The sequence below is a fragment of the Micromonospora sp. RTGN7 genome (assembly GCF_033804645.1).
Taxonomy (GTDB): Bacteria; Actinomycetota; Actinomycetes; order Mycobacteriales; family Micromonosporaceae; genus Micromonospora.
The window spans coordinates 261,923-285,819 of record NZ_JAPZLF010000009.1 but is presented as its reverse complement, the minus strand read 5'-3'; the positions used below and the strand labels follow the sequence as shown (position 1 = coordinate 285,819).

The window sequence follows — 23,897 nt, the reverse complement described above, 5'->3', positions numbered from 1 at the left end:
GGCTCGCAAGCTCACTCCTCGCGCTCACCGGTCACATCCACCCATCACGGGGTCCAGCGAGGCGCCGCCGGCGATCACGTCGGCGATCAGGCCACCCTCGGACATCGCCGGGAGGGCCTGGAGGTTGACGAAGCTCGGCTCCCGGTAGTGCACCCGGTAGGGCCGGGTGCCGCCGTCGGAGACCGCGTGCACGCCCAACTCGCCGCGGGGCGACTCGATGCCGACGTACACCTGGCCCGGTGGGACCCGGAAGCCCTCGGTGACGAGCTTGAAGTGGTGGATCAGCGACTCCATCGACTGGCCCATGATCTTCGCCACGTGCTCCAGCGAGTTGCCCATCCCGTCGACGCCGATGGCGAGCTGCGCCGGCCAGGCGATCTTCCGGTCGGCCACCATCACCGGCCCCGGCTTCAGCCGGTCGAGCGCCTGCTCGACCAGCTTCAGCGACTCCCGGATCTCGGCGAGCCGGACCAGGTAGCGGCCCCAGACGTCGCCGTCGGGGTGGGTCGGCACGTCGAAGTCGTACGTCTCGTAGCCGCAGTACGGCATGGTCTTGCGCAGGTCCCAGGCAAGGCCGGCGGAGCGAAGCACCGGGCCGGTGACGCCCAGCGCCAGACAGCCGGTCGCGTCGAGCACCGCGACGCCCTTGGTGCGCTCGGTCCAGATCGGCTGGCCGGAGAGGAGGTCCTCGTATTCCTTGAGCCTCTTCGGCATCAGCTTGAGGAACCTGTGGATCTTGGCGATCGCCTCGTCCGGCACGTCCTGCGCCACACCGCCCGGACGGACGTACGCGTGGTTCATCCGCAGGCCGGTGATGCTCTCGAAGATGTCGAGGACGTACTCCCGCTCGCGGAAGCCGTACAGCATCATGTTGATCGCGCCGAGCTCCATGGCCGTGGTGGCCACCCAGACCAGGTGCGAGGAGATCCGGTTCAGCTCCATCATCAGGACCCGGATCGTGGTGGCCCGCTCGGTGATGTCGTCGGTGATGCCGAGCAGCTTCTCCACCGCGAGGCTGTACGCCGTCTCGTTGAACAGCGGGGCGAGGTAGTCCATCCGGGTCACGAAGGTCGTGCCCTGCACCCAGTTGCGGTATTCGAGGTTCTTCTCGATGCCGGTGTGCAGGTACCCGATGACCGAGCGGGCCTCCCGGACGGTCTCGCCCTCCAGCTCCAGGACGAGCCGGAGCACCCCGTGGGTGGACGGGTGCTGCGGACCCATGTTGACGACGATCCGCTCGTCGTTGATCGGATCCGTGCTGGAGACGATCTGGTCCCAGTCCCCACCGGTGACGGTGAAGACCCTGCCCTCGGTGGTCTCGCGCTCGGTCGCGTAGTTGGACGTGGTCACTGTGCCGGCCCTCCGTTCACGACTGCGGGGCTCGCAAGCTCACTCCTCGCGCTCACTGGTAGGACCTCCTCCGGTCCGGCGGCGGGATCGTGGCGCCCTTGTACTCCACCGGCACGCCGCCCAGCGGGTAGTCCTTGCGCTGGGGGTGTCCCTCCCAGTCGTCCGGCATCAGGATCCGGGTCAGGTTGGGGTGGCCGTCGAAGACGATGCCGAACATGTCGTACGCCTCCCGCTCCTGCCAGTCGGCGGTCGGGTAGACGGCGGTGACGCTGGGCAGGTGCGGGGCCTCGGCGGAGACCGCGGCCTCCAGCCGCACTCGGCGGCGGTACGTCATGGAGGTGAGCTGGTAGACCGCGTGCAGCCGCCGCTCGTCGGCACCCAGGTAGTCCACGCCGGACACCGAGGAGCAGAGCTCGAAGCGGAGCGCGAGGTCGTCCCGCATCACCTGGCAGACCTCGGCGATCCGCTCGGGGCGGACGTGCAGGGTCAGCTCGCCCCGGTCCACCACGACCTTCTCGATCGCGTCGCCGAAGGCCGGGTACGCCTCCTCCAGCGCGTCGCGGACCTCGTCGAAGTAGCCCCCGTACGGCCGAGCGGCATCCTCGATCGGCTGGCGCTGACGGACCAGGCCCCCGAAGCCGGAAACGTCGCCGGTGCCCTGGTTGCCGAACATGCCGCGCCCGGCGGGGCTGGACGGCGGGTACTCGGCCGGCGCTCCGCTGCTGGCCCCGGCCGGCGTCGTCGGCACCGGCAGGCCGCCCGTGTTCGGCTTGTCGGAAGGTGCGGTCACCGTGCCTGCCCTCCGTTCGCGACTGCGGGGCTCCGCTTCGCTGCACTCCTCGCGCTCACCGCGGCCTGCCCTCCGTTCGCGACTGCGGGGCTCCGCTTCGCTGCACTCCTCGCGCTCACGATCACTTGATCCCCCCGTGCGGGTGGAGGTGGTTCTCGGCCTTCATCCAGTTCGCGATCCGCAACTGCTCTTCGCGCCCCTCGCGGACCGCCTTCGTCCACTCGGCACGCCGGGTCTTGTCACTGCGGTACGACGACGGCATCGCGCCGTACGGAACGATCGGCAGGTCGCCGCGCTCCGTGCGGGCCTGGAGCATCTTGCGGCCGTTCGGGCCCAGCGGCTCGTGCATGACCTTCTCGCGGAGCTTGAGGATCGCGTCGATGAGCATCTCCGGCCGGGGCGGGCAGCCTGGCAGGTACATGTCGACCGGGACGATGTGGTCGACGCCCTGCACGATGGCGTAGTTGTTGAACATGCCGCCGCTGCTGGCGCAGACGCCCATCGAGAGCACCCAGCGGGGCTCGGCCATCTGGTCGTAGATCTGGCGCAGGACCGGGGCCATCTTCTGGCTGACCCGGCCGGCGACGATCATCAGATCCGCCTGCCGGGGCGAGGCCCGGAAGACCTCCATGCCCCAGCGGCCCAGGTCGTAGTGCGGGCCACCGGCCGCCATCATCTCGATGGCGCAGCAGGCCAGGCCGAAGGTGGCGCCCCAGAAGGACGTCTTCCGCGACCAGTTGACCAGCTTCTCCACGGAGGTGAGCAGGACGCCGGCGGGGAGCTTCTCCTCGATACCCATCTGACGTTCCTTCCTCAGTCCCAGTCCAGGCCGCCGCGCCGCCACACGTAGGCGTACGCAACGAAGACCGCGACGATGAACAGGACCATCTCCACGAAGCCGAAGATCGGCAGGGCGTCGAACGAGACCGCCCAGGGGTAGAGGAAGATGATCTCGATGTCGAAGACGATGAAGAGCATCGCCGTCAGGTAGAACTTGATCGGGAACCGGCCGCCCCCGACGGGCTGCGGGCTGGGCTCGATGCCGCACTCGTACGCCTCGAGCTTGGCCTTGTTGTACCGGCGCGGGCCGGCGAAGCGGGCGGCGGCCACGGAGAACAGCGCGAACGCCGCGGCGATGGCGAACAGCCCGATGATGGGTGCGTAAGGAGAGAGCGTCATCGTGGTCTCCTGCTCGTCCTTCCCTGGCCTCGGCGGCGGTTAGCGAAAATCACACTATTCACGTCCCTCTCGACTGTTGTCGGCGGGGTCGATCCCGGTCCGGCCGGTGGTCTCCGTCGACCGCCGGCTCAGCGGCTCACACGGCTGGTGCCGCCTTCGTCATAGCGTTGATGACCCGGTCCATCGCGTCCCCGCCACGCGGGTCGGTCAGGTTGGCCAGCAGCTTGAGCACGAAGCGCATGAGGACGGGGTGCGGCATTCCGTGCTTGGTGGCCATCCGCATGATCTCCGGACGGCCGATCAGCTTCACGAAGATCCCGCCGAGCCGGTAGTAGCCGCCGAACCGGGCCTTCAGCTCCTGCGGGTAGGCCATCAGCGCCCGCTCCCGCTCGGCACCGGCCGGCCGGGCGAGGGCCTGCAGCGCGATTTCCGCAGCCAGCTCGCCGGACTCCATCGCGTACGCGATGCCCTCGCCGTTGAACGGGTTGACCATGCCGCCGGAGTCGCCGACCAGCATGACGCCGCGGGAGTAGTGCGGCACCCGGTTGAAGCCCATCGGCAGCGCCGCGCCGAGGATCGGCCCCTCGGCGTTCGCCTCGTCGGTCATTCCCCAGTCCTCGGGGGTGTTGGCCAGCCAGTCGGTGAGCAGCCGCCGGTAGTTGGTCTTGCCGAAGGCGCTGGACGAGTTGAGCACGCCGAGGCCGACGTTGACCCGCCCGTCGCCGAGGCCGAAGATCCAGCCGTAGCCGGGGAGCAGGTTGTCGCCGCTGGCCTTGCTGCGCAGCTCCAGCCAGGACTCCAGGTAGTCGTCGTCGTGCTTGGCGGGCGAGTGGTAGTACCGCCGGACGGCCACCCCGATCGGCCGGTCCTCCCGCTTGGCCAGCCCGAGCGAGAGCGGGAACCGGCCGGAGACGCCGTCCGCGGCGACCACCAGCGGCGCGTGGAAGCTGGCCAGTTCCTTGTCCGGGCCGACCTCGGCCTGCACGCCGATCACCCGGTCGTCGGCGTCGAGCACCGGACCGATCACGTTGACGCTGGTGCGCAGCTTCGCCCCGGCCGAGACGGCACGCTGGGCGAGCAGATCGTCGAAGTCGAGCCGGGTGCGGACCAGGCCGTAGTTGGGGAAGCTGGCCAGGTCGGGCCAGTCCAGCTCCAGCCGGACGCCGCCGCCGATGACCCGCAGGCCCCGGTTGTGCAGCCAGCCCGCCTCGGGTGAGGTGTCCACGCCCATCCGGATCAGCTGCCGGACCGCGCGCGGGGTCAGCCCGTCGCCGCAGACCTTCTCCCGGGGGAACTCGGTCTTCTCCAGCACCAGCACCCGCACGCCGTGCCGGGCGAGGTGGTATGCCGTCGCCGAGCCACCGGGTCCGGCGCCCACGACGATCACGTCGGCGTCGTTCTCCACCGCGGTCATCTCCACCTCCTCCCGCATGCTCGTGAAATCCTTCACAAGCATTCAGGAGGAGTCTATGACCGGCGCTATGCACCCGCCCGGTTAGGTGAACCTAACCCGCCGAGGTGAGAGCGGCCAAGGTCCACATCGGGGTCAACGCGGGGCGGCCCCGGTTGGCGCGTCCAGGCCCGCGTCGACCCGGATCGCCTCGGGCAGGTGCTCGCGCAGCGCACCGCCGGCCACCCGATCCAGGGCCGCCAGCACCTCCGCGACCACCTGCCGAACCTCGGCCGGATCGGCCCCGGCCAGCTCCCTGAGCTGGGCGACGAGTTCCGCGGCGTCGTCGTCACCCGACATCGGGCTCGCCTGGTCTGCCTCCGCCATGGAGGGAGCTTACCGGGCAAAGTGGACGAATTGCGGGCATTCAAGAAACCCTCGCGGGTCGGACCCGTCAGTCCCGGACCGCACGGTGCAGGGCGACCACGCCGCCGGTGAGGTTGCGCCACGCCACCCGGCCCCAGCCGGTCGCGCCGATCCGCGCCGCCAGGGTCGGCTGGTCCGGCCACACCTGGATCGACTCGGCGAGGTAGACGTACGCGTCCGGGTTGCTGGAGACCGTCCGGGCCACGGCCGGCAGCGAACGCATCAGGTACGACAGGTAGACCGTCCGGAACGCCGGGTTGACGGGGGTGCTGAACTCGCAGACCACCAGCCGGCCGCCGGGCCGGGTGACCCGGGCCAACTCGCGCAGGGCAGCGTCGGTGTCCGACACGTTACGCAGAGCGAAGGAGATGGTCACCGCGTCGAAGCTCGCGTCGGCGAAGGGCAGCCGCAGCGCGTCCCCGGCCAGCAACGGGACCCCCGGACGGGCCTGCTTGCCGGCGTACAGCATGCCGAGGGAAAGGTCTGCGCCGACCGCGTACGCCCCGGACTGGGCCAGTTCCTCGGTCGAGACACCGGTGCCCGCGCCGACGTCCAGCACCTGGTCACCGGGGCCGAGCCCGAGGGCCGCCCGGGTGGCCCGCCGCCAGAACCGGTCCTGCCCGAACGAGAGGACGGTGTTGGTCAGGTCGTAGCGGGCCGCCACGCCGTCGAACATCGCGGCGACCTCGTGCGGCTGCTTGTCCAGACTGGCGCGCTGGCCCTGCGGGGTACGGCTCACCCCTCCACTCTGCCAGCCGCCGCCCCGCCGACGGGCGTCGGGGCGCGGTCGGGGCGGCGCGGGCGGGTCGACCTGAACCTGCGAACGGGCGGGATGGTCGCCCACCCCGCCCGTGTCGTCGTACCGCAAGCGTCAGCCGTTCGCCTTCTCGTCCTGCGGGGTCACCAGCACCACCCGGCGGCGATAGGCGAGCACCAGCAGCGCCCCGCCGGCCAGCAGCACGACGCCGCCGATCCCACCGATCAGCCCAACCTGCACACCGGTGACGGGCAGCCCGCCACCGCCACCGCCACCATCGCCACCGTCGGTGCCCGGCGACCCGGAGAGGGTCGGCATCCCGGACGGGCTGCCGCTCGGACCGGGGGTCGGCTCGTCGGTCGGTCCGGCCGTCGGGGTCGGGGTGGGCTGGGCGGACAGATCCACGAAGACGTCGAAGACGGCCTGGTTGTCCACCACGTCCGCCTCGGCGAAGGCGCGGCGTTGCGCCGGGGAGGCAACCTGCGGCTCCGACTCGGGGGCGCCCTGCGCCGCGTCCAGCCCGTACGCGTACAACTCGCCGATGCGCAGCACCGGCTCGGCCGCGTCCTGGGCGACCTTCACCCGTACGTCGTCGGTGTAGTACTCGCCCGGCTCGACGACCGCGCCGGCGTCCTCGCAGAACGCCTGGGCCAGGCCACCGATCTCCTGCTCGACGCAGCTCTCGGGCAGCTTCGCGAAGCTGACCTTGGCCGGCAGCGTGATGGCGTAGAAGACGCCGGTCGCCCTGCGGCTGCCGTCGTTGTAGACCGCCCAGTCCAGTGGGGCGGTTGCGCCACGCGGAATCGGCTTTAGGTCCGGCTCGTTGCTCTGCGCGCCGTCGACCACGACGTTGGCGTACCCGTCCTGGACCCAGGAGGTGAGGTCGTACCCGGGGCGGGTAACGGTGATGTCCACGGTCTCGGTGTTGTCAGCGGTCTTCGGGTCGGCGGTCGCCGCGGTGATCGTCACCGTCAGCGAGCCGCCCTTGCCCCGGGTTCCGGTGCTGAACAGCGGGACGCCGAAGTCCTCGCTGGTGCCGGCGGCGAGGTCGCCGAGCAGGCAGGTGAAGGCGGTACCCGAGACGTCGCAACCGTCGGGGACGACCACGCCGACCCGCTTGGTCAGGCCCTTCGTCTCCACGGTGACCCGGACGGCCCGGGCGGTCACCGAGGCGCGGGTGTTGTCGACGGTGAACTTGAACGGCTTGGCCTTGGCCGCCTCGACGCCCCTGGCCAGGTTCTGGCTGATCGGGACGAGCGCCAGGTCGGCCTGGTCGTCGGCCTGCGCCGGGGCTGCCACGGTGGCCACGCCACCGCAGGCCAGCAGCGCCACAGCACCGGCACGGGCCAGAGCCGAACGGTGGAACGAGGTCATGGATCCCCCGGGGTTAGGGAAGGGCGCAGGGTTGCGGAACCGAAGAGGGCGGGATGGTTGCCCATCCCGCCCTCCACTGCTGTGCATTATGTGAACGGCCCCCACGGGCCGATGGAGGACGAAACCTCGTCGCGGGGGACGTTAGCGACCCGGGCTGGCCTGCGCGACCCTTCCGGGCAACAGGACGCACACCACGTCCGACAGGCCGAGAAGAACTGTCCGGACCGCTGATCGGCTCACCGGCCGACCGGCCGGTGAACGCTTGCCCAGCGTGCTCGCCGGGGCGCGCTGGGTCAGTTGACCTCGACCAGCGGCAGTGACTTCCCGGCCCCGCCGCCGGGCATGGCGATGGACGAGAAGTGCGAGACCACGCGCTCGTCGGTCGGGTCGTCGGCCGGGGTGTGGTGCACCGCGAGCCGGCGGTAGAGGGTGTCCCGCTGGGCCGGAATGCGGTCGGCCGAGCGGATCATGCCGATCAGCTCGTGCAGGTTGGACCGGTGCCGGGCACCGGCCGAGGAGATGACGTTCTCCTCCAGCATGATCGAGCCGAGGTCGTCCACGCCCATGTGCAGGGCGAGCTGGCCGACGTCCTTGCCGGTGGTCAGCCAGGACGCCTGCAGGTGCGGAACCGTCTCGAAGAAGAGCCGGGCCACCGCGACCAGCCGCAGATATTCCAGGGTGGTGGCCTGGGTGCGACCCTTGAGGTGGTTGTTCTCCGCCTGATAGGTCCACGGGATGAACGCCCGGAAGCCCCCGGTGCGGTCCTGCACGTCGCGGATCATCCGCAGGTGCTCGATGCGCTCGGCGTTGGTCTCACCGGTGCCCATCATCATCGTGGCCGTCGACTCCAGGCCCTGCCGATGGGCCAGCTCCATGACCTCCAGCCAGCGCGCGCCGGACTCCTTGAGCGGCGCGATGGCCTTGCGGGGCCGCTCCGGCAGCATCTCGGCGCCGGCGCCGGCGATCGAGTCCAGCCCGGCGGTCTTGATCCGGGAGATCGCCTCGTCGAGGCTGAGGCCGGAGACCTTGGCCATGTGCAGGATCTCGCTCGGGCCGATGGAGTGGATGACGAGCTGCGGGTACGCCTTCTTGACCGAGGAGAACAGCTCCTCGTAGTACTCCACGCCGTAGTCCGGGTGGTGGCCGCCCTGGAGCATGACCTGGGTGGCGCCCAGCTCGACCGCCTCGCCGCAGCGGCGCAGGATCTCCTCGGTCGGGTGGGTCCAGCCCTCCCGGTGCTTGGGGGCCCGGTAGAACGCGCAGAACTTGCACGCCGTCACGCAGACGTTCGTGTAGTTGATGTTGCGGTCGATCAGGTAGGTGACGATGTTGTCCGGGTAGCGTCGTCGGCGCACCGCGTCGGCCGCCTCACCGAGGGCGTGGAAGGGCGCCTCGGTGTAGAGCAGCAGGGCCTCCTCGGGCGTGATCCGCCCGCCGTCGGCGCCGCGCTGCAGGATGTCGTCGATCTCCCGGCTCACCGTCACGCTTCCGAGCGTACGCCCGCCACCCGCCCCGACCCTCGGGGGTGCGCCGGACCGTGACCCATCCCCCACCCACTTCCCGCCCAGCCGGGGGAAACTGTCCAGGGTTTACCGGGGCAAGGCCGGGTGCGATCGGGGTTACCGAAGACGCATAGAAGTTCTACTATGTCTTCATGATCACTGACTCCCCGGCTCCTCAGAAACACCCGGTCCGGCGACGTACCCTCCTCGGATTGGTCCCGCTGGTGGCCGGCGGCCTGATCGTGGCCGCGACGGCCCCGCCCGCCAGCGCGGCCGACCTCGCACCGGAGTGCCTCGCCGATCTACTGACCCCCTGATGGCGACCATCCCATGGCTCGCTGACGTGCTACGCGGGGCCGGGGTCGCGGTGGTCGAACACGGCAACTGGCTGGGTCGGGTGGCCGGCAGCTCGTTCAACCCGATCGGCGTGCTCTGGCACCACACCGCGTCCACCTCCAGCGCCGCCAATCCGCACCCCGCCCTGAACATCTGCATCAACGGCCGGTCCGACCTGCCCGGCCCGCTCTGTCAGGCGCTGGTCGACTACAACGGCGTCTTCCACGTCATCTCGGGCGGACGGGCCAACCACGCCGGCGCCAGCCGAGGCAGCGGCCCCATCCCGGCCGGCGACGGCAACACCCTGATGGTCGGTTGGGAGATCGACTACAACGGGGTCAACCAGGCCATGACCAACGCCCAGTACTCCGCCTCGGTGCTCGCGACCGCCGCCGTGCTGCGACAACTCGGCCGGGATGCCAGCCACGCCCGGGGCCACCGGGAGACCAGCACCAGCGGCAAGATCGACCCCTCCTTCATCGACCTCGACTCGATGCGCGCCGACGTGGCCCGCCAGCTCGCCGGCAACCCACCCCTCGACCTGACGGAGAACGACATGAAGCTGATCCAGTCCACCAACCGGGGCATCGCGCTGGTCGGCCCCGGCTACTTCCGGTCGCTCAGCAACAACGAGGAGGTGTACGCCGCCGTCGCGCTGGTCGGCAACCCCCTGATCGGCAACGACCGCCAGTTCGACCTGTGGCGCAGCATCGCCTTCGACGGCCAGGTCAAGGCCCCCTCGGCCTGACACCCCGACGATGAACACGTACTCCCGCCGCCAGGCGCTCGCCCTGGCGTCCACCGGAGCCGCCCTGGCCGCCACGGGCGTCGGGCTGTCCCAGGCCACCTCCGGCGAGCCGGCCCAGGCGGCCTGTCCGTCGATCCCGCCGAACGCCGACGACGCCGTCCTGACCGCCGTCTACCAGGTCGCCACCGGCCTGTCTGCCAACGAGCGGGTGCTGCTCGCCGGCTTCGAGGCCGGCTGGGTGGAGTCGCGGATGAACAACCTGCCCTGTGGCGACTCCGACTCGCTGGGCGTGTTCCAGCAGCGCCCCTCCCAGGGCTGGGGCACACCCGCGCAGATCATGAACGTGTCGTACGCGGCCAACTCGTTCTTCGTCCGGGCCATCCCGCTGGCCGCCGCCAACCCCGGCTGGTCAGCCGGGCGGGTGGCGCAGGGCGTGCAGCGCTCCGCCTTCCCGGACCGCTACGACGCCGCGCAGGCCACCGCGCAGGCGCTCATCGCCCGGGCCCGCGGGCAGACCACCCCGCCCCCGCTCGACCTCTGGAAGGACGACATGAGGCTGATCCAGTCCCCCGGCCGGGGCATCGCCCTGATCGGGGCCGGTTACTTCCGGCAGCTCAACAACAACGAGGAGGTGACCGCCGCCGTCGCGCTGGCCGGCAACCCCCTGGTCGGCAACGACCGCCAGTTCGACCTGTGGCGCAGCATCGCCTTCGACGGCCGGGTCAAGGCCCCGAGCTGACGCCCAGACGGGTGGCGGGGCCCGGGGAGGACGGCGGGGTGCTGCTGGTACCCGCCGACCCGCTCCGGCCCCGCCGCCCGGAACCACACTTCGCGCCGGAGGCGGCGACCGCCCGGGAGGCCGGCGTGCCGGTCGCGGTCGTCGACCACGACGCGCTCGTCCGGGGCTCGACCAGGTCGAGGGTCAAGCAGGCGGGACCCGTCAGCGCCGCGACGCGAGCGTTGATCGACGGCGGACCAGTCGATCTCCTCGCTGAACACGTCAGCGCCGGCGTCAGGCGTCGTAGTCGACCGTAAGCGTGTCGGTGACCGGGCTGGACTGGCAGGTCAGGACGTATCCGGCGGCGACCTCGTCCGGTTCCAGGGCATAGTTACGGGCCATCGTCACCTCGCCGTCGACGACCTTCGCCCGGCAGGTCGAGCAAACCCCGCCCTTGCACGCGTACGGCAGCTCGGCGCGCACCCGCAGCGCCGCGTCGAGGACCCGCTCCTCCCGGCCCATCGTGAAAGACGACGACCGGCCGTCGAGCACGATCGTCACCTCCGCCCCGGCACCGGGCCGGTCGGCCGGGCGGCGCGGCGGCGCGGGGGCCTCGGCGACGTGGAACAACTCCGTGTGCACCGCCGACTCCGGCACGCCGCGCTCCGCCAGCACCGCCTTCGCGTCGACCACCATCCCGTACGGGCCGCAGAGGAACCACTCCTCGATCGCGTCGCCCGGCACGATGGTCTCCAGCAGCCGACCCAGCCGCCCGGCGTCGATCCGGCCCGACAGCAGCGGCGACTCGCCCCGTTCGCGGGAGAGCACGTGCACCAGGTGCAGCCGGGTCGGGTACCGGTCCTTCAGGTCCGCCAACTCCTCGGCGAACATCACCGAGTTCGCCGAGCGGTTGCCGTACACCAGGGTGAAGGTGCTGGCCGGCTCGACGGCCAGAGCGGTGGCGACCAGCGCGAGCACCGGGGTGATGCCGGAGCCGGCGACCACCGCGCCGTAGCGACGGGCCCGGTCCGGCGCGAACGCCGTGGTGAAGTGCCCGAGCGGGGGCAGCACCTCGACGGTGTCGCCGCCGCGCAGGGCGCCGCAGGCGTACGCGGAGAACGCGCCGCCGGGGATCTCCCGCACCCCGATCCGCAGCCGGCCGTGCCGGGCCAGGTCGTCGGGCGTCGAGCAGATCGAGTACGACCGCCGCACGTCCTCGCCGTCCTCCCCGACGTGCCGCACGGTGAGGTGCTGGCCGGCGCGGAACGCGAAGGTCTCCCGAAGCTCCTCGGGCACGGCGAAGGTGACCGCCACGGCGTCGGCGGTGAGCCGGTCGACGGCGGCGACGGGCAGCGGGTGGAAGGCCGGCCGGCGACGGACCGGGCGGGTGATCGTGACAGTCACAGCGCCTTCAGGTGGTCGAAGGGTTCGGAACAGGAACGGCAGCGCCAGAGCGCCTTGCAGGCGGTGGAGCCGAACCGGCTGACCTGCTCGGTCTCCGGGGAGCCGCACTGCGGGCAGCGCACGGCGAGGGTCAGCGGCACGACGGCGCCGGACCGGACCGGGGCCGGCGGGGCGATGCCGGCGGCGGCAAGCTTGGCCCGGCCGGTGTCGGAGATCCAGTCGGTGCTCCACGCCGGGCTGTAGACCGTGCGGACCTCGGCGTCCGGGTGGCCGGTGGCGGCGAGCGCGCGCCGGATGTCGGCGCGGATCACGTCCATCGCCGGGCAGCCGGTGTAGGTGGGGGTGATGGTCACCGTGACCCGGCCGGTGGCCGGGTCGGACTCGACCGCCCGCAGGATGCCGAGCTCGTCGATGGTGATCACCCGGATCTCCGGGTCCACCACCGCCGCCGCAGCCTCCCTGGGACCTACCATTTCGCCCCCGGGTGGGCGCGATGCAGCACCTGCATCTCGGTGAGCAGGTACGACAGGTGCTCGGTGTGCAGGCCGTCCCGCCCGCCGGCCGGCGCCCCGCCGCCCGCCGGCCGGGTCAGCGTGGCCTCGGCGAGGATCGGGTCGACGGCGGCGTCGAACTCCGCGCGCAGCACGCTCGGGTCGATCGGTGCGCCCGGGAACGGCGCGAACAGCTCGGAGACGTACGGCCAGAGTTGGTCGAACGCGGCCCGCATCCGGCGGTGCGACTCGGCGGTGCCGTCGCCGAGCCGCCGCACCCAGAGCGAGGCATGGTCGAGGTGGTACGCCGACTCCTTGCGCGCCTTCGCCCCGATCGCGGCGAGCCGCTCGTCGGCGCAGCCGGCCAGCGCGGTGTACAGCGGGAGTTGGTACGCCGACAGGAGGAACAGCTTCGCCATGGTCACCGCGAAGTCGCCGTTGGGCAGCTCGACCAGCAGGCAGTTGCGAAACTCCCGGTCGTCGCGCAGGTACGCCAGCGCGTTCTCGTCCCGGCCGGCGGCCTCCAGCTCGCCCGCGTACGTGAGCAGCAGGCGGGCCGCGCCGAGCTGGTCGAGGGCGATGTTGGCCAGCGCGACGTCCTCCTCCATCTCCGGCGCGCGGCTGGTCCACTCGCCGAGCCGCTGGGCGGCTACCAGGGCGTCGTCACCGAGGGCGAGGGCGAAGTCGAAGGGGCCGTTCACAGGTGGGACACCCCGTCCGGGACCTCGTAGAAGGTGGGGTGGCGGTAGACCTTGTCGGCCGCCGGGTCAAAGAAGGAGTCCTTCTCGTCAGGGCTGGACGCCGTGATCGCGCCGGCCGGCACCACCCAGATGGAGACGCCCTCCTGGCGGCGGGTGTAGAGGTCCCGGGCGTTGCGCAGGGCCAGCTCGGCGTCCGGGGCGTGCAGGCTGCCGACGTGGGTGTGTGCCAGCCCACGCCGGGCCCGCACGAACACCTCCCAGAGCGGGGACTGCTCGGTCATGCGGCTACCTTCTCCTTCTTCTCCGCCTGCTTGGCCGCGTACGCCGTGGCAGCCTCGCGCACCCAGGCACCGTCGGCATGGGCGCGGCGGCGGTGCTCCATCCGCTGCTGGTTGCACGGCCCGTTGCCCTTGATCACCCGCATCAGCTCGTCGTAGTCGGGCTGGGTGTAGTCGTGCGCCTGCCGCTCGTCGTTCCAGCGCAGGGCGGGGTCGGGCAGGGTGAGGCCGAGCATCTCGGCCTGCTGTACGCACATGTCCACGAAGCGCTGCCGCAGTTCGTCGTTGGAGAACCGCTTGATCTTCCACGCCATGGACTGCTCGGAGTGGGTGGAGTCGCCATCCGGTGGGCCGAACATGGCCAGCGACGGGTACCACCAGCGGTCCACCGCGTCCTGCGCCATCGCCTTCTGGGCTCCGGTGCCGTGGGCCAGGGTGTGCAGGATCTCGTATCCCTGCCGCTGGTGGAACGACTCCTCCTTGCAGACCCGGATCATGGCCCGCGCGTACGGCCCGTAGGAGCAGCGGCACAGCGGGACCTGGTTGACGATGGCCGCGCCGTCCACCAGCCAGCCGACCACGCCCACGTCTGCCCACGTCAGGGTCGGGTAGTTGAAGATCGAGCTGTACTTCTGCCGCCCGTCGAGGAGGAGCTGTACCAACTCGTCCCGGCTGATGCCGAGGGTCTCCGCGGCGGCGTACAGGTATAGGCCGTGCCCGGCCTCGTCCTGCACCTTGGCGAGCAGGATCGCCTTGCGCTTGAGCGAGGGTGCCCGGCTGATCCAGTTCGCCTCGGGCTGCATCCCGATGATCTCGGAATGTGCGTGCTGGGCGATCTGCCGGATCAGCGTCTTCCGGTACGCCTCGGGCATCCAGTCGCGGGGCTCGATCTTCTGGTCGGCGTCGATCACATCGGTGAAGTACGCCTCGAGGTCGGCGTCCGGGCCGGAGGGCGCATCGCCCCGCTGCCGGGCCGCCGCCTTCCGCAGCGCCGCCTCCGCCGCCTCCACCTCGCCGAGCAGGCCACCGCCGGGCGTGTCCTCCGGGGCGGAGAAGTCGTTGCCATACATGACACGAGTGTTACAGCTCGCACCTTTCGGCACCAGAGGGTGTCACAGGTTTCCGAAGCGCCTCCCGTCACAAACCGATCACCCTCCGCATTCCCAGAGGTCAGCGACGGGGTATGACATGGGTCACCAGTCAAAGATGAATACCCCCCAAGATGGGCGTACGGGGGCACTATGCCGCCTTCATAGCAAGTTGACAGGCGTCGGATTCTGGCGCAAAGGCTCGCCGGACGTAGACTTTGCCGGTCACACCGATCGGCTGCCGACGATTGCCAGCGCCAGACGGAGGCCAGTTCCCCCGGCCTCGGCGATCACGCCGGCCCCTTCGGAAAACGACCGGGCCCCCCGGCCCTGACATCTGGAGTTCACCCACTCATGCGACCTCGCGTGGCCATGGTGCTCGCCGTCGTGGCGATCCTCCTCGGCAGCGCCATGTTGGTTCCCGCCGCGTACGCCCGGCTCTCCGCCGACGACACCGGCGGAGCCGGCGGGGGTGGCGGAGGCACGGAGAGCGTGGCGGCCCCGGAGCCGGCCGCCCCACCGCCGCCGACCCTGGCCGCCGGCCCGGTCTCGGTCAACTTCTCCGGCGAGTTCTTCGCCTGGGCCCTGCTGGACCGGAGCACCGACACGATCTCCGGCTCGAAGAACCTGGCCTCGGCCAACTCCACCGAGTCGATGATCAAGGTCTGGTTCGCCGCCGACTACCTGCGGCAGTTCGGCGACAAGTCACTGACCGCCGAGCGGCGCAAGCAGATCACGACGGCGATCCGGGACAGCAACGACGACGCGGCAAACGCGCTCTACTCGGCGGCCGGCAAGGCTGCGACGATCAAGCGGATGGTCAGCACCTGTGGGCTGACCGACACCAAGCCCGGCACCGTGCCCGGCTACGTCGGCTGGTGGAGCTTCACCCGGATGTCCCCCCGGGACGCGGTCCGGCTCGGCGACTGCGTCGCCGACGGCAAGGCGGCCGGCGCCAAGTGGACGCCGTACGTGCTGGACGAGATGAGCAAGGTTCGCGGCGGCGTCAAGGAACAGAAGACCCGCTCCGGCGGCGGCAAGTGGGGAATCGTCGACGGCCTCCCCGCCGAGATCAAAGCGCAGGGCCCGGTCAGCATCAAAAATGGCTGGACGCCGCTGAACTACGATGGGAATTGGCACGTCAACTGCCTCGCGGTCACCGAGAAGTGGAGCCTCGCCGTCATGCTGCGCTACCCGCTGAAGAGCGGTCTGGCCTACGGCGCGAAGGTTTGCGCCGGTGTGGCCACCCAACTCATCACCCCACAGCCGGGCGCCGCGCTGAAGGTGCCCCAGCAGCCGGTCGGGAAGCTCTGATGGCGGGTAGGCGCCGGGCCGGCGGCGGGGATGCCTCGCCACTGCGGCTGATCGCCGTCGCCGTCGTCCTGCTCGGGCTGGTGCTGGTATCGCTGCGGCTGCTTCCAGGATCCCCGCTGGCCTCGCCGGCCGTCGCCCAATGGGGTGACCCCTCCGCGCCGGCTGACCGCGCGGCCGGCAACGCGCCGGGCCGCAGTTCACGCTCGGCACCGACCGCCAGCCCGTCGCCGTCGCTGGAGCCGCTGCCGTTCGCCGACAAGCAGATCGACCTCGACATCGAGGGCTGGTACGCCTGGAGCGTGCTGGACACCCGCACCGGGGAGATCATCGGCTCGAAGAACATGGACGAGACCAGCACCACCGCGTCGCTGATCAAGGCCTGGATCGTCGCCGACTACCTGCGCCGGGCCGACACGGCCGGGGAGAAGCCCAGCGACGCCAAGCTCGCCGACGCCACCCGGATCATCCGCGACAGCGACAACACCCGGGCCGAGCAGTTCTACAACTCCGTCGGCCGATCCGCGTCGATCAAGCGACTGATCTCCATCTGCAAGACCACCGACAGCAGCGTGGCGGCCGACGGGGGCTGGAGCCGGACGGACCTCTCCCCCCGGGACACCGCGCGCCTCGGCGCGTGCATTGCCGACGGCCGGGCGGCCGGCCCGAAGTGGACGAAGTGGCTGATCAACGAGATGCAGCTGGTCCGGGGCGCCGGCGACTTCGGCATCCGCAAGGCCTTCCCGGAGGCGGAGCAGAAGAAGATCGCCATCAAGAACGGTTGGATCGACCGGACCAAGGAGCAGGAGATGCACATCAACTGCCTGGCCATCGGCGACAACTGGACGATGGGCGTGATGGTCCGCTACCCGATCAACATGGGCTACGAGTACGGCATGAAGAACTGCCAGAAGATCACCGAGGCGGTACTGCGCTCGGCCTCCTGACGGCAGGCCCCGTGGCCCCTTCACGGCCGGGCCACGGGGTGGCGCTCGGCGCCGCGCGCAGGCCGCGCCGTCAGCCGGCGAAGAACTCCGGGCCGCCCTCGGGCAGGGCCGGGGCCTCGCCGATCTCGGCGGCCCGGCGGGCGAACTCCCGCAGCCCGGCCACCTGCCGTTCGCCGAGCGAGAAGTCCAGCGCCCGGAAGTACGTGGCCAGGGTCTCCGCGTCGAACGGCTCCCAGCGGGCGGCCGCCTCGGCGACCTGGTCCAGCTCCGCCAGGCAGAGGTCGCGCGAGCGTAGGAACGCCTCGTGCACCTCCTTCACCCGGCCAGGGTGGGCGGCGGCGTAGTCGCGGCGTACCGCCCAGACGGCGAAGACCATCGGCAGCCCGGTCCACTCCCGCCAGGCCTGCCCGAGGTCGGTGACCTCCAGCCCCTTGCGGGGCGCCTCGTAGAGCGCCCGCAGCGCCACGTCGCCGATCAGCACCCCGGCGTCCGCCTCCAACAGCATCTGCGTCAGGTCGGGCGGGCAGCGGAAGTACTCGGGACGTACGCCGTACCGCTCGCCGAGCAGCAGCCGGGCCAGCAGCACCCCGGTACGCGAGGTCGAGCCGAGCGCCACCCGACCGTGGTCCAGCTCGGCCAACGGCCGGGTCGACACCACGTTGACCGAGAGCACCGGGCCGTCGCTACCCACCGCGAGGTCCGACAGCAGGAGCAGTTCGTCGGCGTGGCGCAGGTACTCCACGAGCGAGATCGGCCCGATGTCCAGGTCTCCGGCGACCAGCGCGGCGCTCAGCGAATCCGGCGAGTCCTTGCGCAGGTCGACGTCGATCAGGGCGCCGGAGCGCATCAGACCCCAGTAGATCGGCAGGCAGTTCAGGAACTGGATGTGTCCGACCCGGGGGCGGGCGATGCGGTCAGCCATGCTTCGACCGTATCCCCGGGGGCCGTCCAGGGCTCAACCGGCGGCCTCCGGAGTGGCCAATTCCGCATCACCCGGCCCGGGGGCCACCGAGCCCTGGCTGGCGGCGGCCACGCGCTCCGCGCGAGCCCCCCATGATCCTGGCGCCGGGGCAGCCCGGCCAACCGATGGCCCGTCCCGGTAAACCGCCTGCCGGGCAACGGGACGGGGCGTAGACTGTGCGCCCCGCCGACGGCCGCGGTGTCGAGCACCGCAGCGGACGTCCCCGCGCCGGCTCCCGCGCCGGAAACGCGAGCGGCAGCGTTCGTTCCCCGCGCCGAGGAGTAGGTCGGATGACCCTGCACGCCCCCGTTTCACTCGACACCGAACTGGCCTCCGAACGGGCCCACCTGGACGCGTCCCGCGCCGCGCTGGCCCGCATGCGGGAACGGACCGAGGCGCTCTTCGCCACCGGCCACAACGTCGCCGGCGACGCGTACACGGCCGAGATGCTGGGGCGCACCCTGTCCCGCCGCGTCGCCGAGTTGGCCGACCAGCCCCACACCCCGCTGTTCTTCGGCCGGCTCACGTTCGGCGACGAGGAGCACCACGTCGGCCGCCGCCACGTCACCGACGACCTCGGCGAGCCCATGGTCCTGGACTGGCGGGCACCGGTGTCCCGAGCGTTCTACCGGGCCAGCGCCCGTGACCCGCAGGGCGTCACCGTGCGCCGTCGCTTCGGCTTCGACCGCGGCGCGCTGACCAGCTTCGAGGACGAGCGCCTCGACCGGGGCGAGGAGCTGGGCACGGCCAGCCGCATCCTCACCGCTGAGATCGAGCGCCCCCGCGTCGGGCCGATGCGGGACATCGTCGCCACCATCCAGCCGGAACAGGACGAGTTGGTCCGCGCCGACCTGGCCGACTCGATCTGCGTGCAGGGGGCACCGGGCACCGGGAAGACGGCGGTCGGCCTGCACCGGGCGGCGTACCTGCTCTACCTGCACCGGGAGCGGCTGCGCCGCTCCGGGGTGCTGATCGTGGGGCCGAACCGGGCGTTCCTGTCGTACATCGCGGCGGTGCTGCCGGCGCTCGGCGAGGTCGAGGTCGAGCAGGCGACCGTGGAGGACCTGATCGCCCGGGTGCCGGTGCGGGCGGTCGAGGACCCGGCGGCGGCGATCCTCAAGCACGATCCGCGGATGGCCGAGGTGCTGCGCCGGGCGGTCGAGTCGCGGATCGCCGCGCCGACCGAGCCGATCATGGTCTCCGACGGGTCGTTCCGCTGGCGGATCGGCCTCGACCCACTGCACCGGCTGGTCGAGGAGACCCGCCGGGAGGGGCTGCCGTACGCCACCGGGCGGGAGCGGGTCCGGGCGCGGGTGGTCGGCCTGCTGCAACGCCAGGCCGAGGCACGCCGGGCGGAGTCGCCGGGCGACCCCTGGTTGCGCCGGATGGGGAAGTGTCGCCCGGTCACCGACTTCCTGGACGCGGCCTGGCCGGCGCTCACCCCGGAGGGGCTGGTGCACACCCTGCTCGCCGACCCGGCGGCGCTCGCGACGGCGGCCGACGGCGTGCTCACCGACGCCGAGCAGGCGCTACTGACCTGGGCGAAACCGGCCCGTACCCCGAAGGCGACGAAGTGGACGGCCGCCGACGCGGTGCTCGTCGACGAGGCCGCCGGTCTGCTGGAACGCCCCACCGGCTTCGGGCACGTCGTGGTCGACGAGGCCCAGGACCTCTCCCCCATGCAGTGCCGGGCCCTTGCCCGACGCAGCGAGCACGGCTCGGTCACCCTGCTGGGCGACCTGGCGCAGGGCACCGCCCCGTGGGCTGCCCGGGACTGGCGGGAGTCCCTGGCCCACCTGGGCAAGCCGGACGCGGTGGTGGTGCCGCTGAGCATCGGCTTCCGGGTCCCCGCCGCCGTGGTGGCGTTCGCCAACCGGCTGCTGCCGGCACTCGCGGTGGACGTGCCGCCGGCCGAGTCGCTGCGCCGCGACGGCGCGCTGGACGTGCGTACCGTCAACGACCTGGTGGCGGCGACGGTGGCCGAGGTGCGGGCGGCGCTGACGCACGACGGCTCGGTCGGCGTGATCGCCGCCGACGACGCGGTGGACGGGCTGCGCGCGGCGCTGGCCGCCGCCGGCATCGACACCGCGACCGCCGACGACGTCGAGACTGCCACGCGCGTCACGGTGGTGCCCGCGACGCTGGTCAAGGGCCTGGAGTACGACCACGTGGTGACCGTCGAGCCGGCCGCGATCGTGGCCGCCGAGCCGCGCGGCCTGCACCGGCTCTACGTGGTGCTCACCCGGGCGGTCTCCCGGCTGACGGTGCTGCACACGGCCCCGCTCCCCGCCCCGCTGGGGTGAAAGGAAGGGCACCTTCCTAACGCCCCGCGCTCGCCGGGTCGGGGCAGTTCGTCCCGTTCCGATCCGTTCGGCGGGGCCGCGGTGCCAGAATGCGGGCAGGGCGTCCCGCCGGGCCGCCGCCGCAGGAAAGGGGATCAGCGTGAGCAGGGTCCCACCGGGCACGCCGTGCTGGGCTGATCTGGCAACCCCGGACCTGGCGAGCGCGCGGCGCTTCTACCCGGAGCTGTTCGGCTGGACCGGCCGGGTCGCACCCCAGCCGGAGGCCGCCGGGTACACCACCTTCCTGAGGGACGGCCGGTCGGTCGCGGGCGCCGGGCCGCCGGGCACCCCGGACCAGGTGCCGATCTGGTCGACGTACGTGGCGACCGACGACGCGGACCTGGCCACCACTCGGGTGGAGGCGGCCGGCGGGCAGGTGCTGGTCGCCCCGTTCGACGTGTTCGACCAGGGCCGGATGGCGGTCTTCGCCGACCCGGCCGGGGCGGTGTTCAGCGTCTGGCAGCCGATGGCCCACCCCGGGGCGGAGCTGTTCGACGTCCCCGGAGCGATGAGCTGGAACGAGCTGGTCACCCCCGACCCGGAGGGCGCGAAGGTCTTCTACGAGCTGGTCTTCGCCTGGCATCCGGAGGAGCGGCCGATGGGAGCGGTCACGTACACCGGGTGGCGACTCGGCGATCGGATCGTCGCCGGCATGACGCCGCCGTTGGCCGACGACTTCCCGGCCGACCTGCCCGCGTACTGGACCGTCTACTTCGCCGTGACGGACGCCGACGCCACCGCCGCCCGGGCCGCCGAGCTGGGCGGCACGATTCTCGTCCCGCCCCACGACATCTCCCGGGGCCGCCTCGCCGCTCTCCGAGACCCGCAGGGCGCGCTCTTCTCCGTCATCGCCTTCGCCGACTGATCCCGGGCGGGCGCGTTAACAGGGTGCCCTTCCACTCACCGGGGTCGGACGGGGACCACGAGGGGGCCGTGCTCGCCGGGGAGGACGCGAACCGAGGCGCGGTAGTGCCGCGCCAGCAGGTCCTCCGTGAGCACGTCACGCGGCGGTCCGGCGGCGGCGACCCGGCCGGCGTCCAGCAGGACCATCCGGTCGGCGTACTCGCCGGCGAGGGAGAGGTCGTGCATGGTGGCGAGGACGGTGAGGCCGTGCTCGCGGCGGAGCTGGTCCACCAGCTCCAGCACCTCCTGCTGGTGGCCGATGTCCAGGGCGCTGGTCGGCTCGTCGAGCAGCAGCAGGGTGGCGCCCTGAGCGAGCGCCCTGGCCAGGAAGACCCGCTGCCGCTCGCCGCCGGAGAGGGTGGACAACTCCCGGTGGCCGAAGGCACCGAGGTCGAGGCCGTCCAGCACGTCCCGCACGGCGGCCAGGTCGGCGGCGGATTCCCGGCCCAGCGCCGGGATGTACGGGGTTCGGCCGAGCAGGACGTAGTCGAAGACCGACATGCCGGCCGGGACGACCGGGGACTGGGCGACGGTGGCCACCACCCGGGCCCGGTCGCGGCGGCGTAGCGCCTCGCTCGGCGTACCGAAGAGGGAGATGGCACCCGGTGCGGGCAGCAGGCCGCCGACGGCGCGCAACAGGGTCGACTTGCCGGCGCCGTTCGGGCCGATCACGGTGACCCAGCCGCCCGCGGCGACGGTCAGGTCGACGCCGCGCAGGATCGGCGCGCCGTCCAGGGTGATGTGCAGGTCCCGCACCTCGACGGCGGGCGCGGCGGAGCCGACGGTCGTCGGGCGGAGGGCGGGCGGGGCGCTCACGTCAGCATCCGGCGGGTGGTGCGCAGGACCAGGACGAAGAACGGGCCGCCGAGCAGCGCGGTGACCACGCCGATCGGGATCTCCGCGGGGGCGGCGGCGGTCCGGGCGACCACGTCGGTCAGCGCCAGGAACGCCCCGCCGAAGAGCAGGGAGAGCGGCAGGATCACCCGGTAGCTCGACCCGGCGAGCAGCCGCACGGTGTGCGGGACGATGATCCCGACGAAGCCGATCAGCCCGGACGCGGAGACGGCCGCGGCGGTGCCGAGCGAGGCGGCGGCGATCAGCAGGTACCGGGAGCGCTGCGGGTGCAGGCCGAGACTGATCGCCTCGTCGTCGCCGACGGAGAGGACGTCCAACTCGCGGCGGTGCAGCAGCACCACGATGGTGGTGAGCAGGAAGTACGGCAGGATCAGCCGGACGTCGTGCCAGCCGGCGGTGGCCAGCCGCCCGAGCAGCCAGGAGTAGACCTGCTGGATGGTGTCGGAGTTGCGCTGGAGCAGGTACGTCTGGCCGGCGGAGAGGAATGCGGAGACGGCCACCCCGGCCAGGATCAGCGTCGCCGTCGAGCCCCCCCGCCCACCGGCCGCCCCGAGCAGGTACGTCATGGCGACCGCGCCGAGCGAGCCGACGAACGCGGCCAGCGGGATGGTGATCGGCAGCCCGGTCAGCGCGCCGCCCGCCCCGGCGCCGAGGGCGATCACTGCGGTGACGCCCAGCCCGGCCCCGGCCGCCACCCCGAGCAGGTACGGGTCGGCCAGCGGGTTGCGGAACACCCCTTGGTAGCAGCCGCCGGCCAGGGCGAGCAGCCCGCCGACGAGCAGCCCGAGCACCACCCGGGGCAGCCGCAGCTCGGTGATGATGGCGATCTCGCGTTCGGTCAGCCCGCTGTCGAGGCGCACCCCGGGCAGCAGGTTGAGCAGTTCCGCGGCGACGCTGCCAGGGGGCAGGCTGACCGGGCCGAGGGAGACCCCGGCGACGAGCGCGACAAGCACGGCGAACACCCCCGCGGCCAGCCAGCCGGGCCGCAGCCCGGCCGGCTGGCCTGCGAAGGAAGGGCTCCTTGTTAACGCTTTATGCATAGGAAGGTGCCCTTCCTAACGTCCCTCGCCGCGGGACAGTCTCACGCCGGCACCTTGGCGACGGCGTCGACGACGGCCCGGAGCAGGTCGACGACGCGGGGGCCCCAGCGCGAGGCGATGTCGTCGTCGAGCGGGACGACCTGGTTGTTCTTGACCGCGGTGATGCTGGCCCAGCCGCTGCGCGCCTTCACCGTCTCGGCGGTCTGCTTGCAGCACTTGACGTCGGCCAGGAAGACGAAGTCGGGGTTTGCCTTGACGATGATCTCCTGGGCGAGCTGCGGATAGCCCCCGAGCTTGCCGTCGGCGTCCGCCGGGTCGGCGATGTTCTCCAGGCCGGCGAGGGCGTAGATCGAGCCGACGAACGTCTTGCTGGTCGCGCTGTACAGCTCCGGGTCCAGCTCGTGGTAGTAGGTCAGCTTCGTCGGCCGCTGCGGCAGGTCCTTGGTGAGCTTGGCGATGTCGTCCTTCATCCGCCGGACGACGTCGGCCGCCTCGGTGGGGTGGCCGGTCAGCGTGCCGAGGTCGGTGAGCTCCCGGTAGGTGTCCTCCAGCGTGACGGCCGCCGGGGTGAGCAGCACCGGGATCTTCAGCGCGGTGAGCTGTTCGACGATCTTGTTCCGGTTGTCGGAGACCACCACCAGGTCGGGGGCCTTGCCGGCGATCGCCTCGGCGTTCGGCTGGAAGCCGGACAGCTCGCTCTTCGGTGCCTCCGGCGGGTAGTTCGACTGGTCGTCGGCGGCGACGACCTGCTTGCCTGCGCCGATGGCGAAGAGCATCTCGGTCGCGGTCGGCGCGAGCGAGACGATCTTCTCGGGGCGGCTGTCGAGCGTGAGCTTGCCGACGGTGGCCGGGAAGGCTACGGCGGCCGAACTGCCGGCGACGGGGACGTCGTCGGAGCTCTTCTCGGCGCAGGCGCCGAGCGCGAGCGCGGCCACCGCGAGGGTCGCGGCGAAGAGCCTGGGGGTACGTCGGAACACTTGTCCTCCTGTCGGTCGAGGAGCGTGGT

General features: G+C 71.8%; 25 protein-coding genes. 7 read left to right on the top strand and 18 right to left on the bottom strand.

The window, feature by feature from the left end; translation table 11 throughout:
* Nucleotides 1–24: 24 nt before the first annotated feature.
* The 9 genes from SNR22_RS16445 to mqnC form a co-directional block, all read right to left on the bottom strand.
* The gene (locus SNR22_RS16445; protein ID WP_320067442.1) at nucleotides 25–1,350 is read right to left on the bottom strand and encodes an NADH-quinone oxidoreductase subunit D; all 1,326 of its coding nucleotides are present in this window, start codon (nucleotides 1,348–1,350) and stop codon (nucleotides 25–27) included.
* 52 nt (nucleotides 1,351–1,402) lie between these two features.
* On the bottom strand, nucleotides 1,403–2,140 hold the full coding sequence (locus tag SNR22_RS16440; RefSeq protein WP_320067441.1) for an NADH-quinone oxidoreductase subunit C: 738 nt from the start codon (nucleotides 2,138–2,140) through the stop codon (nucleotides 1,403–1,405).
* 121 nt (nucleotides 2,141–2,261) lie between these two features.
* Nucleotides 2,262–2,939: an NADH-quinone oxidoreductase subunit B family protein gene (locus tag SNR22_RS16435; protein WP_320067440.1), complete on the bottom strand. Its 678-nt coding sequence runs from the start codon at nucleotides 2,937–2,939 to the stop codon at nucleotides 2,262–2,264.
* A gap of 14 nt (nucleotides 2,940–2,953) precedes the next feature.
* Entirely contained in the window at nucleotides 2,954–3,319 is a 366-nt protein-coding gene (locus tag SNR22_RS16430) for an NADH-quinone oxidoreductase subunit A (RefSeq protein WP_088997021.1), read from the bottom strand.
* 136 nt (nucleotides 3,320–3,455) lie between these two features.
* Entirely contained in the window at nucleotides 3,456–4,733 is a 1,278-nt protein-coding gene (locus SNR22_RS16425; protein ID WP_320067480.1) for a geranylgeranyl reductase family protein, read from the bottom strand.
* 132 nt (nucleotides 4,734–4,865) lie between these two features.
* Nucleotides 4,866–5,096, bottom strand: a complete 231-nt coding sequence (locus SNR22_RS16420; protein ID WP_320067439.1) for a hypothetical protein — start codon at nucleotides 5,094–5,096, stop codon at nucleotides 4,866–4,868.
* Nucleotides 5,097–5,163: 67 nt separating this feature from the next.
* Nucleotides 5,164–5,874, bottom strand: a complete 711-nt coding sequence (locus SNR22_RS16415; RefSeq protein WP_320067438.1) for a demethylmenaquinone methyltransferase — start codon at nucleotides 5,872–5,874, stop codon at nucleotides 5,164–5,166.
* A gap of 132 nt (nucleotides 5,875–6,006) precedes the next feature.
* Nucleotides 6,007–7,266 carry a cell wall anchor protein gene (locus SNR22_RS16410; protein ID WP_320067437.1) on the bottom strand — a complete coding sequence of 420 codons (1,260 nt, stop codon included), beginning with the start codon at nucleotides 7,264–7,266 and terminating at the stop codon, nucleotides 6,007–6,009.
* A gap of 293 nt (nucleotides 7,267–7,559) precedes the next feature.
* Nucleotides 7,560–8,750 (bottom strand): cyclic dehypoxanthinyl futalosine synthase, encoded by a 1,191-nt coding sequence (mqnC, locus tag SNR22_RS16405; RefSeq protein ID WP_320067436.1) that lies wholly within the window; start codon nucleotides 8,748–8,750, stop codon nucleotides 7,560–7,562.
* Between the two features lie 170 nt (nucleotides 8,751–8,920).
* Between mqnC and SNR22_RS16400 the strand changes: the two genes are divergently transcribed.
* From SNR22_RS16400 to SNR22_RS29390, 3 genes are read left to right on the top strand one after another with little or no spacing between them, the layout of a single operon-like run.
* A complete protein-coding gene (locus tag SNR22_RS16400) occupies nucleotides 8,921–9,085 on the top strand; it encodes a hypothetical protein (RefSeq protein ID WP_320067435.1) in 165 nt (54 codons plus the stop codon).
* Nucleotides 9,085–9,852: an N-acetylmuramoyl-L-alanine amidase gene (locus SNR22_RS16395; RefSeq protein ID WP_320067434.1), complete on the top strand. Its 768-nt coding sequence runs from the start codon at nucleotides 9,085–9,087 to the stop codon at nucleotides 9,850–9,852. Before SNR22_RS16400 ends, SNR22_RS16395 begins: the two co-directional genes overlap by 1 nt.
* A gap of 10 nt (nucleotides 9,853–9,862) precedes the next feature.
* The gene (locus tag SNR22_RS29390; RefSeq protein ID WP_413775647.1) at nucleotides 9,863–10,591 is read left to right on the top strand and encodes a hypothetical protein; all 729 of its coding nucleotides are present in this window, start codon (nucleotides 9,863–9,865) and stop codon (nucleotides 10,589–10,591) included.
* Nucleotides 10,592–10,864: 273 nt separating this feature from the next.
* Here SNR22_RS29390 and paaE read toward each other — a convergent pair whose 3' ends face one another.
* Genes paaE through paaA form a run of 5 tightly spaced genes read right to left on the bottom strand, consistent with a single transcriptional unit; the run spans nucleotide 10,865 to nucleotide 14,514 of the window.
* Nucleotides 10,865–11,974, bottom strand: a complete 1,110-nt coding sequence (paaE, locus tag SNR22_RS16385; protein ID WP_320067433.1) for a 1,2-phenylacetyl-CoA epoxidase subunit PaaE — start codon at nucleotides 11,972–11,974, stop codon at nucleotides 10,865–10,867.
* On the bottom strand, nucleotides 11,971–12,447 hold the full coding sequence (paaD, locus tag SNR22_RS16380) for a 1,2-phenylacetyl-CoA epoxidase subunit PaaD (RefSeq protein ID WP_320067432.1): 477 nt from the start codon (nucleotides 12,445–12,447) through the stop codon (nucleotides 11,971–11,973). Before paaD ends, paaE begins: the two co-directional genes overlap by 4 nt.
* Complete coding sequence (gene paaC, locus SNR22_RS16375; RefSeq protein ID WP_320067431.1) at nucleotides 12,441–13,166, bottom strand: 1,2-phenylacetyl-CoA epoxidase subunit PaaC; 726 nt, start codon at nucleotides 13,164–13,166, stop codon at nucleotides 12,441–12,443. Before paaC ends, paaD begins: the two co-directional genes overlap by 7 nt.
* Nucleotides 13,163–13,447: a 1,2-phenylacetyl-CoA epoxidase subunit PaaB gene (gene paaB, locus SNR22_RS16370; RefSeq protein ID WP_320067430.1), complete on the bottom strand. Its 285-nt coding sequence runs from the start codon at nucleotides 13,445–13,447 to the stop codon at nucleotides 13,163–13,165. Before paaB ends, paaC begins: the two co-directional genes overlap by 4 nt.
* The gene (gene paaA / locus SNR22_RS16365; protein WP_320067429.1) at nucleotides 13,444–14,514 is read right to left on the bottom strand and encodes a 1,2-phenylacetyl-CoA epoxidase subunit PaaA; all 1,071 of its coding nucleotides are present in this window, start codon (nucleotides 14,512–14,514) and stop codon (nucleotides 13,444–13,446) included. The genes paaB and paaA overlap by 4 nt, the downstream gene beginning before the upstream one ends.
* Before the next feature lie 372 nt (nucleotides 14,515–14,886).
* Between paaA and SNR22_RS16360 the strand changes: the two genes are divergently transcribed.
* Together SNR22_RS16360 and SNR22_RS16355 are read left to right on the top strand one after the other, a co-directional pair.
* Nucleotides 14,887–15,846, top strand: a complete 960-nt coding sequence (locus tag SNR22_RS16360) for a hypothetical protein (RefSeq protein ID WP_320067428.1) — start codon at nucleotides 14,887–14,889, stop codon at nucleotides 15,844–15,846.
* Complete coding sequence (locus SNR22_RS16355; protein ID WP_320067427.1) at nucleotides 15,846–16,790, top strand: hypothetical protein; 945 nt, start codon at nucleotides 15,846–15,848, stop codon at nucleotides 16,788–16,790. Before SNR22_RS16360 ends, SNR22_RS16355 begins: the two co-directional genes overlap by 1 nt.
* Before the next feature lie 70 nt (nucleotides 16,791–16,860).
* Here the strand turns inward: SNR22_RS16355 and SNR22_RS16350 are convergent, their stop codons facing one another.
* Complete coding sequence (locus tag SNR22_RS16350; RefSeq protein WP_320067426.1) at nucleotides 16,861–17,712, bottom strand: menaquinone biosynthesis protein; 852 nt, start codon at nucleotides 17,710–17,712, stop codon at nucleotides 16,861–16,863.
* Between the two features lie 329 nt (nucleotides 17,713–18,041).
* Between SNR22_RS16350 and SNR22_RS16345 the strand changes: the two genes are divergently transcribed.
* Nucleotides 18,042–20,054, top strand: a complete 2,013-nt coding sequence (locus SNR22_RS16345; RefSeq protein WP_320067425.1) for an AAA family ATPase — start codon at nucleotides 18,042–18,044, stop codon at nucleotides 20,052–20,054.
* Between the two features lie 139 nt (nucleotides 20,055–20,193).
* On the top strand, nucleotides 20,194–20,958 hold the full coding sequence (locus SNR22_RS16340) for a VOC family protein (protein ID WP_320067424.1): 765 nt from the start codon (nucleotides 20,194–20,196) through the stop codon (nucleotides 20,956–20,958).
* A gap of 35 nt (nucleotides 20,959–20,993) precedes the next feature.
* Here the strand turns inward: SNR22_RS16340 and SNR22_RS16335 are convergent, their stop codons facing one another.
* From SNR22_RS16335 to SNR22_RS16325, 3 genes are read right to left on the bottom strand one after another with little or no spacing between them, the layout of a single operon-like run.
* Nucleotides 20,994–21,812, bottom strand: a complete 819-nt coding sequence (locus SNR22_RS16335) for an ABC transporter ATP-binding protein (protein WP_320067423.1) — start codon at nucleotides 21,810–21,812, stop codon at nucleotides 20,994–20,996.
* Entirely contained in the window at nucleotides 21,809–22,891 is a 1,083-nt protein-coding gene (locus SNR22_RS16330; protein WP_320067422.1) for an iron ABC transporter permease, read from the bottom strand. Before SNR22_RS16330 ends, SNR22_RS16335 begins: the two co-directional genes overlap by 4 nt.
* Nucleotides 22,892–22,932: 41 nt before the next feature.
* On the bottom strand, nucleotides 22,933–23,868 hold the full coding sequence (locus tag SNR22_RS16325; RefSeq protein ID WP_320067421.1) for an ABC transporter substrate-binding protein: 936 nt from the start codon (nucleotides 23,866–23,868) through the stop codon (nucleotides 22,933–22,935).
* Nucleotides 23,869–23,897: the final 29 nt, after the last annotated feature.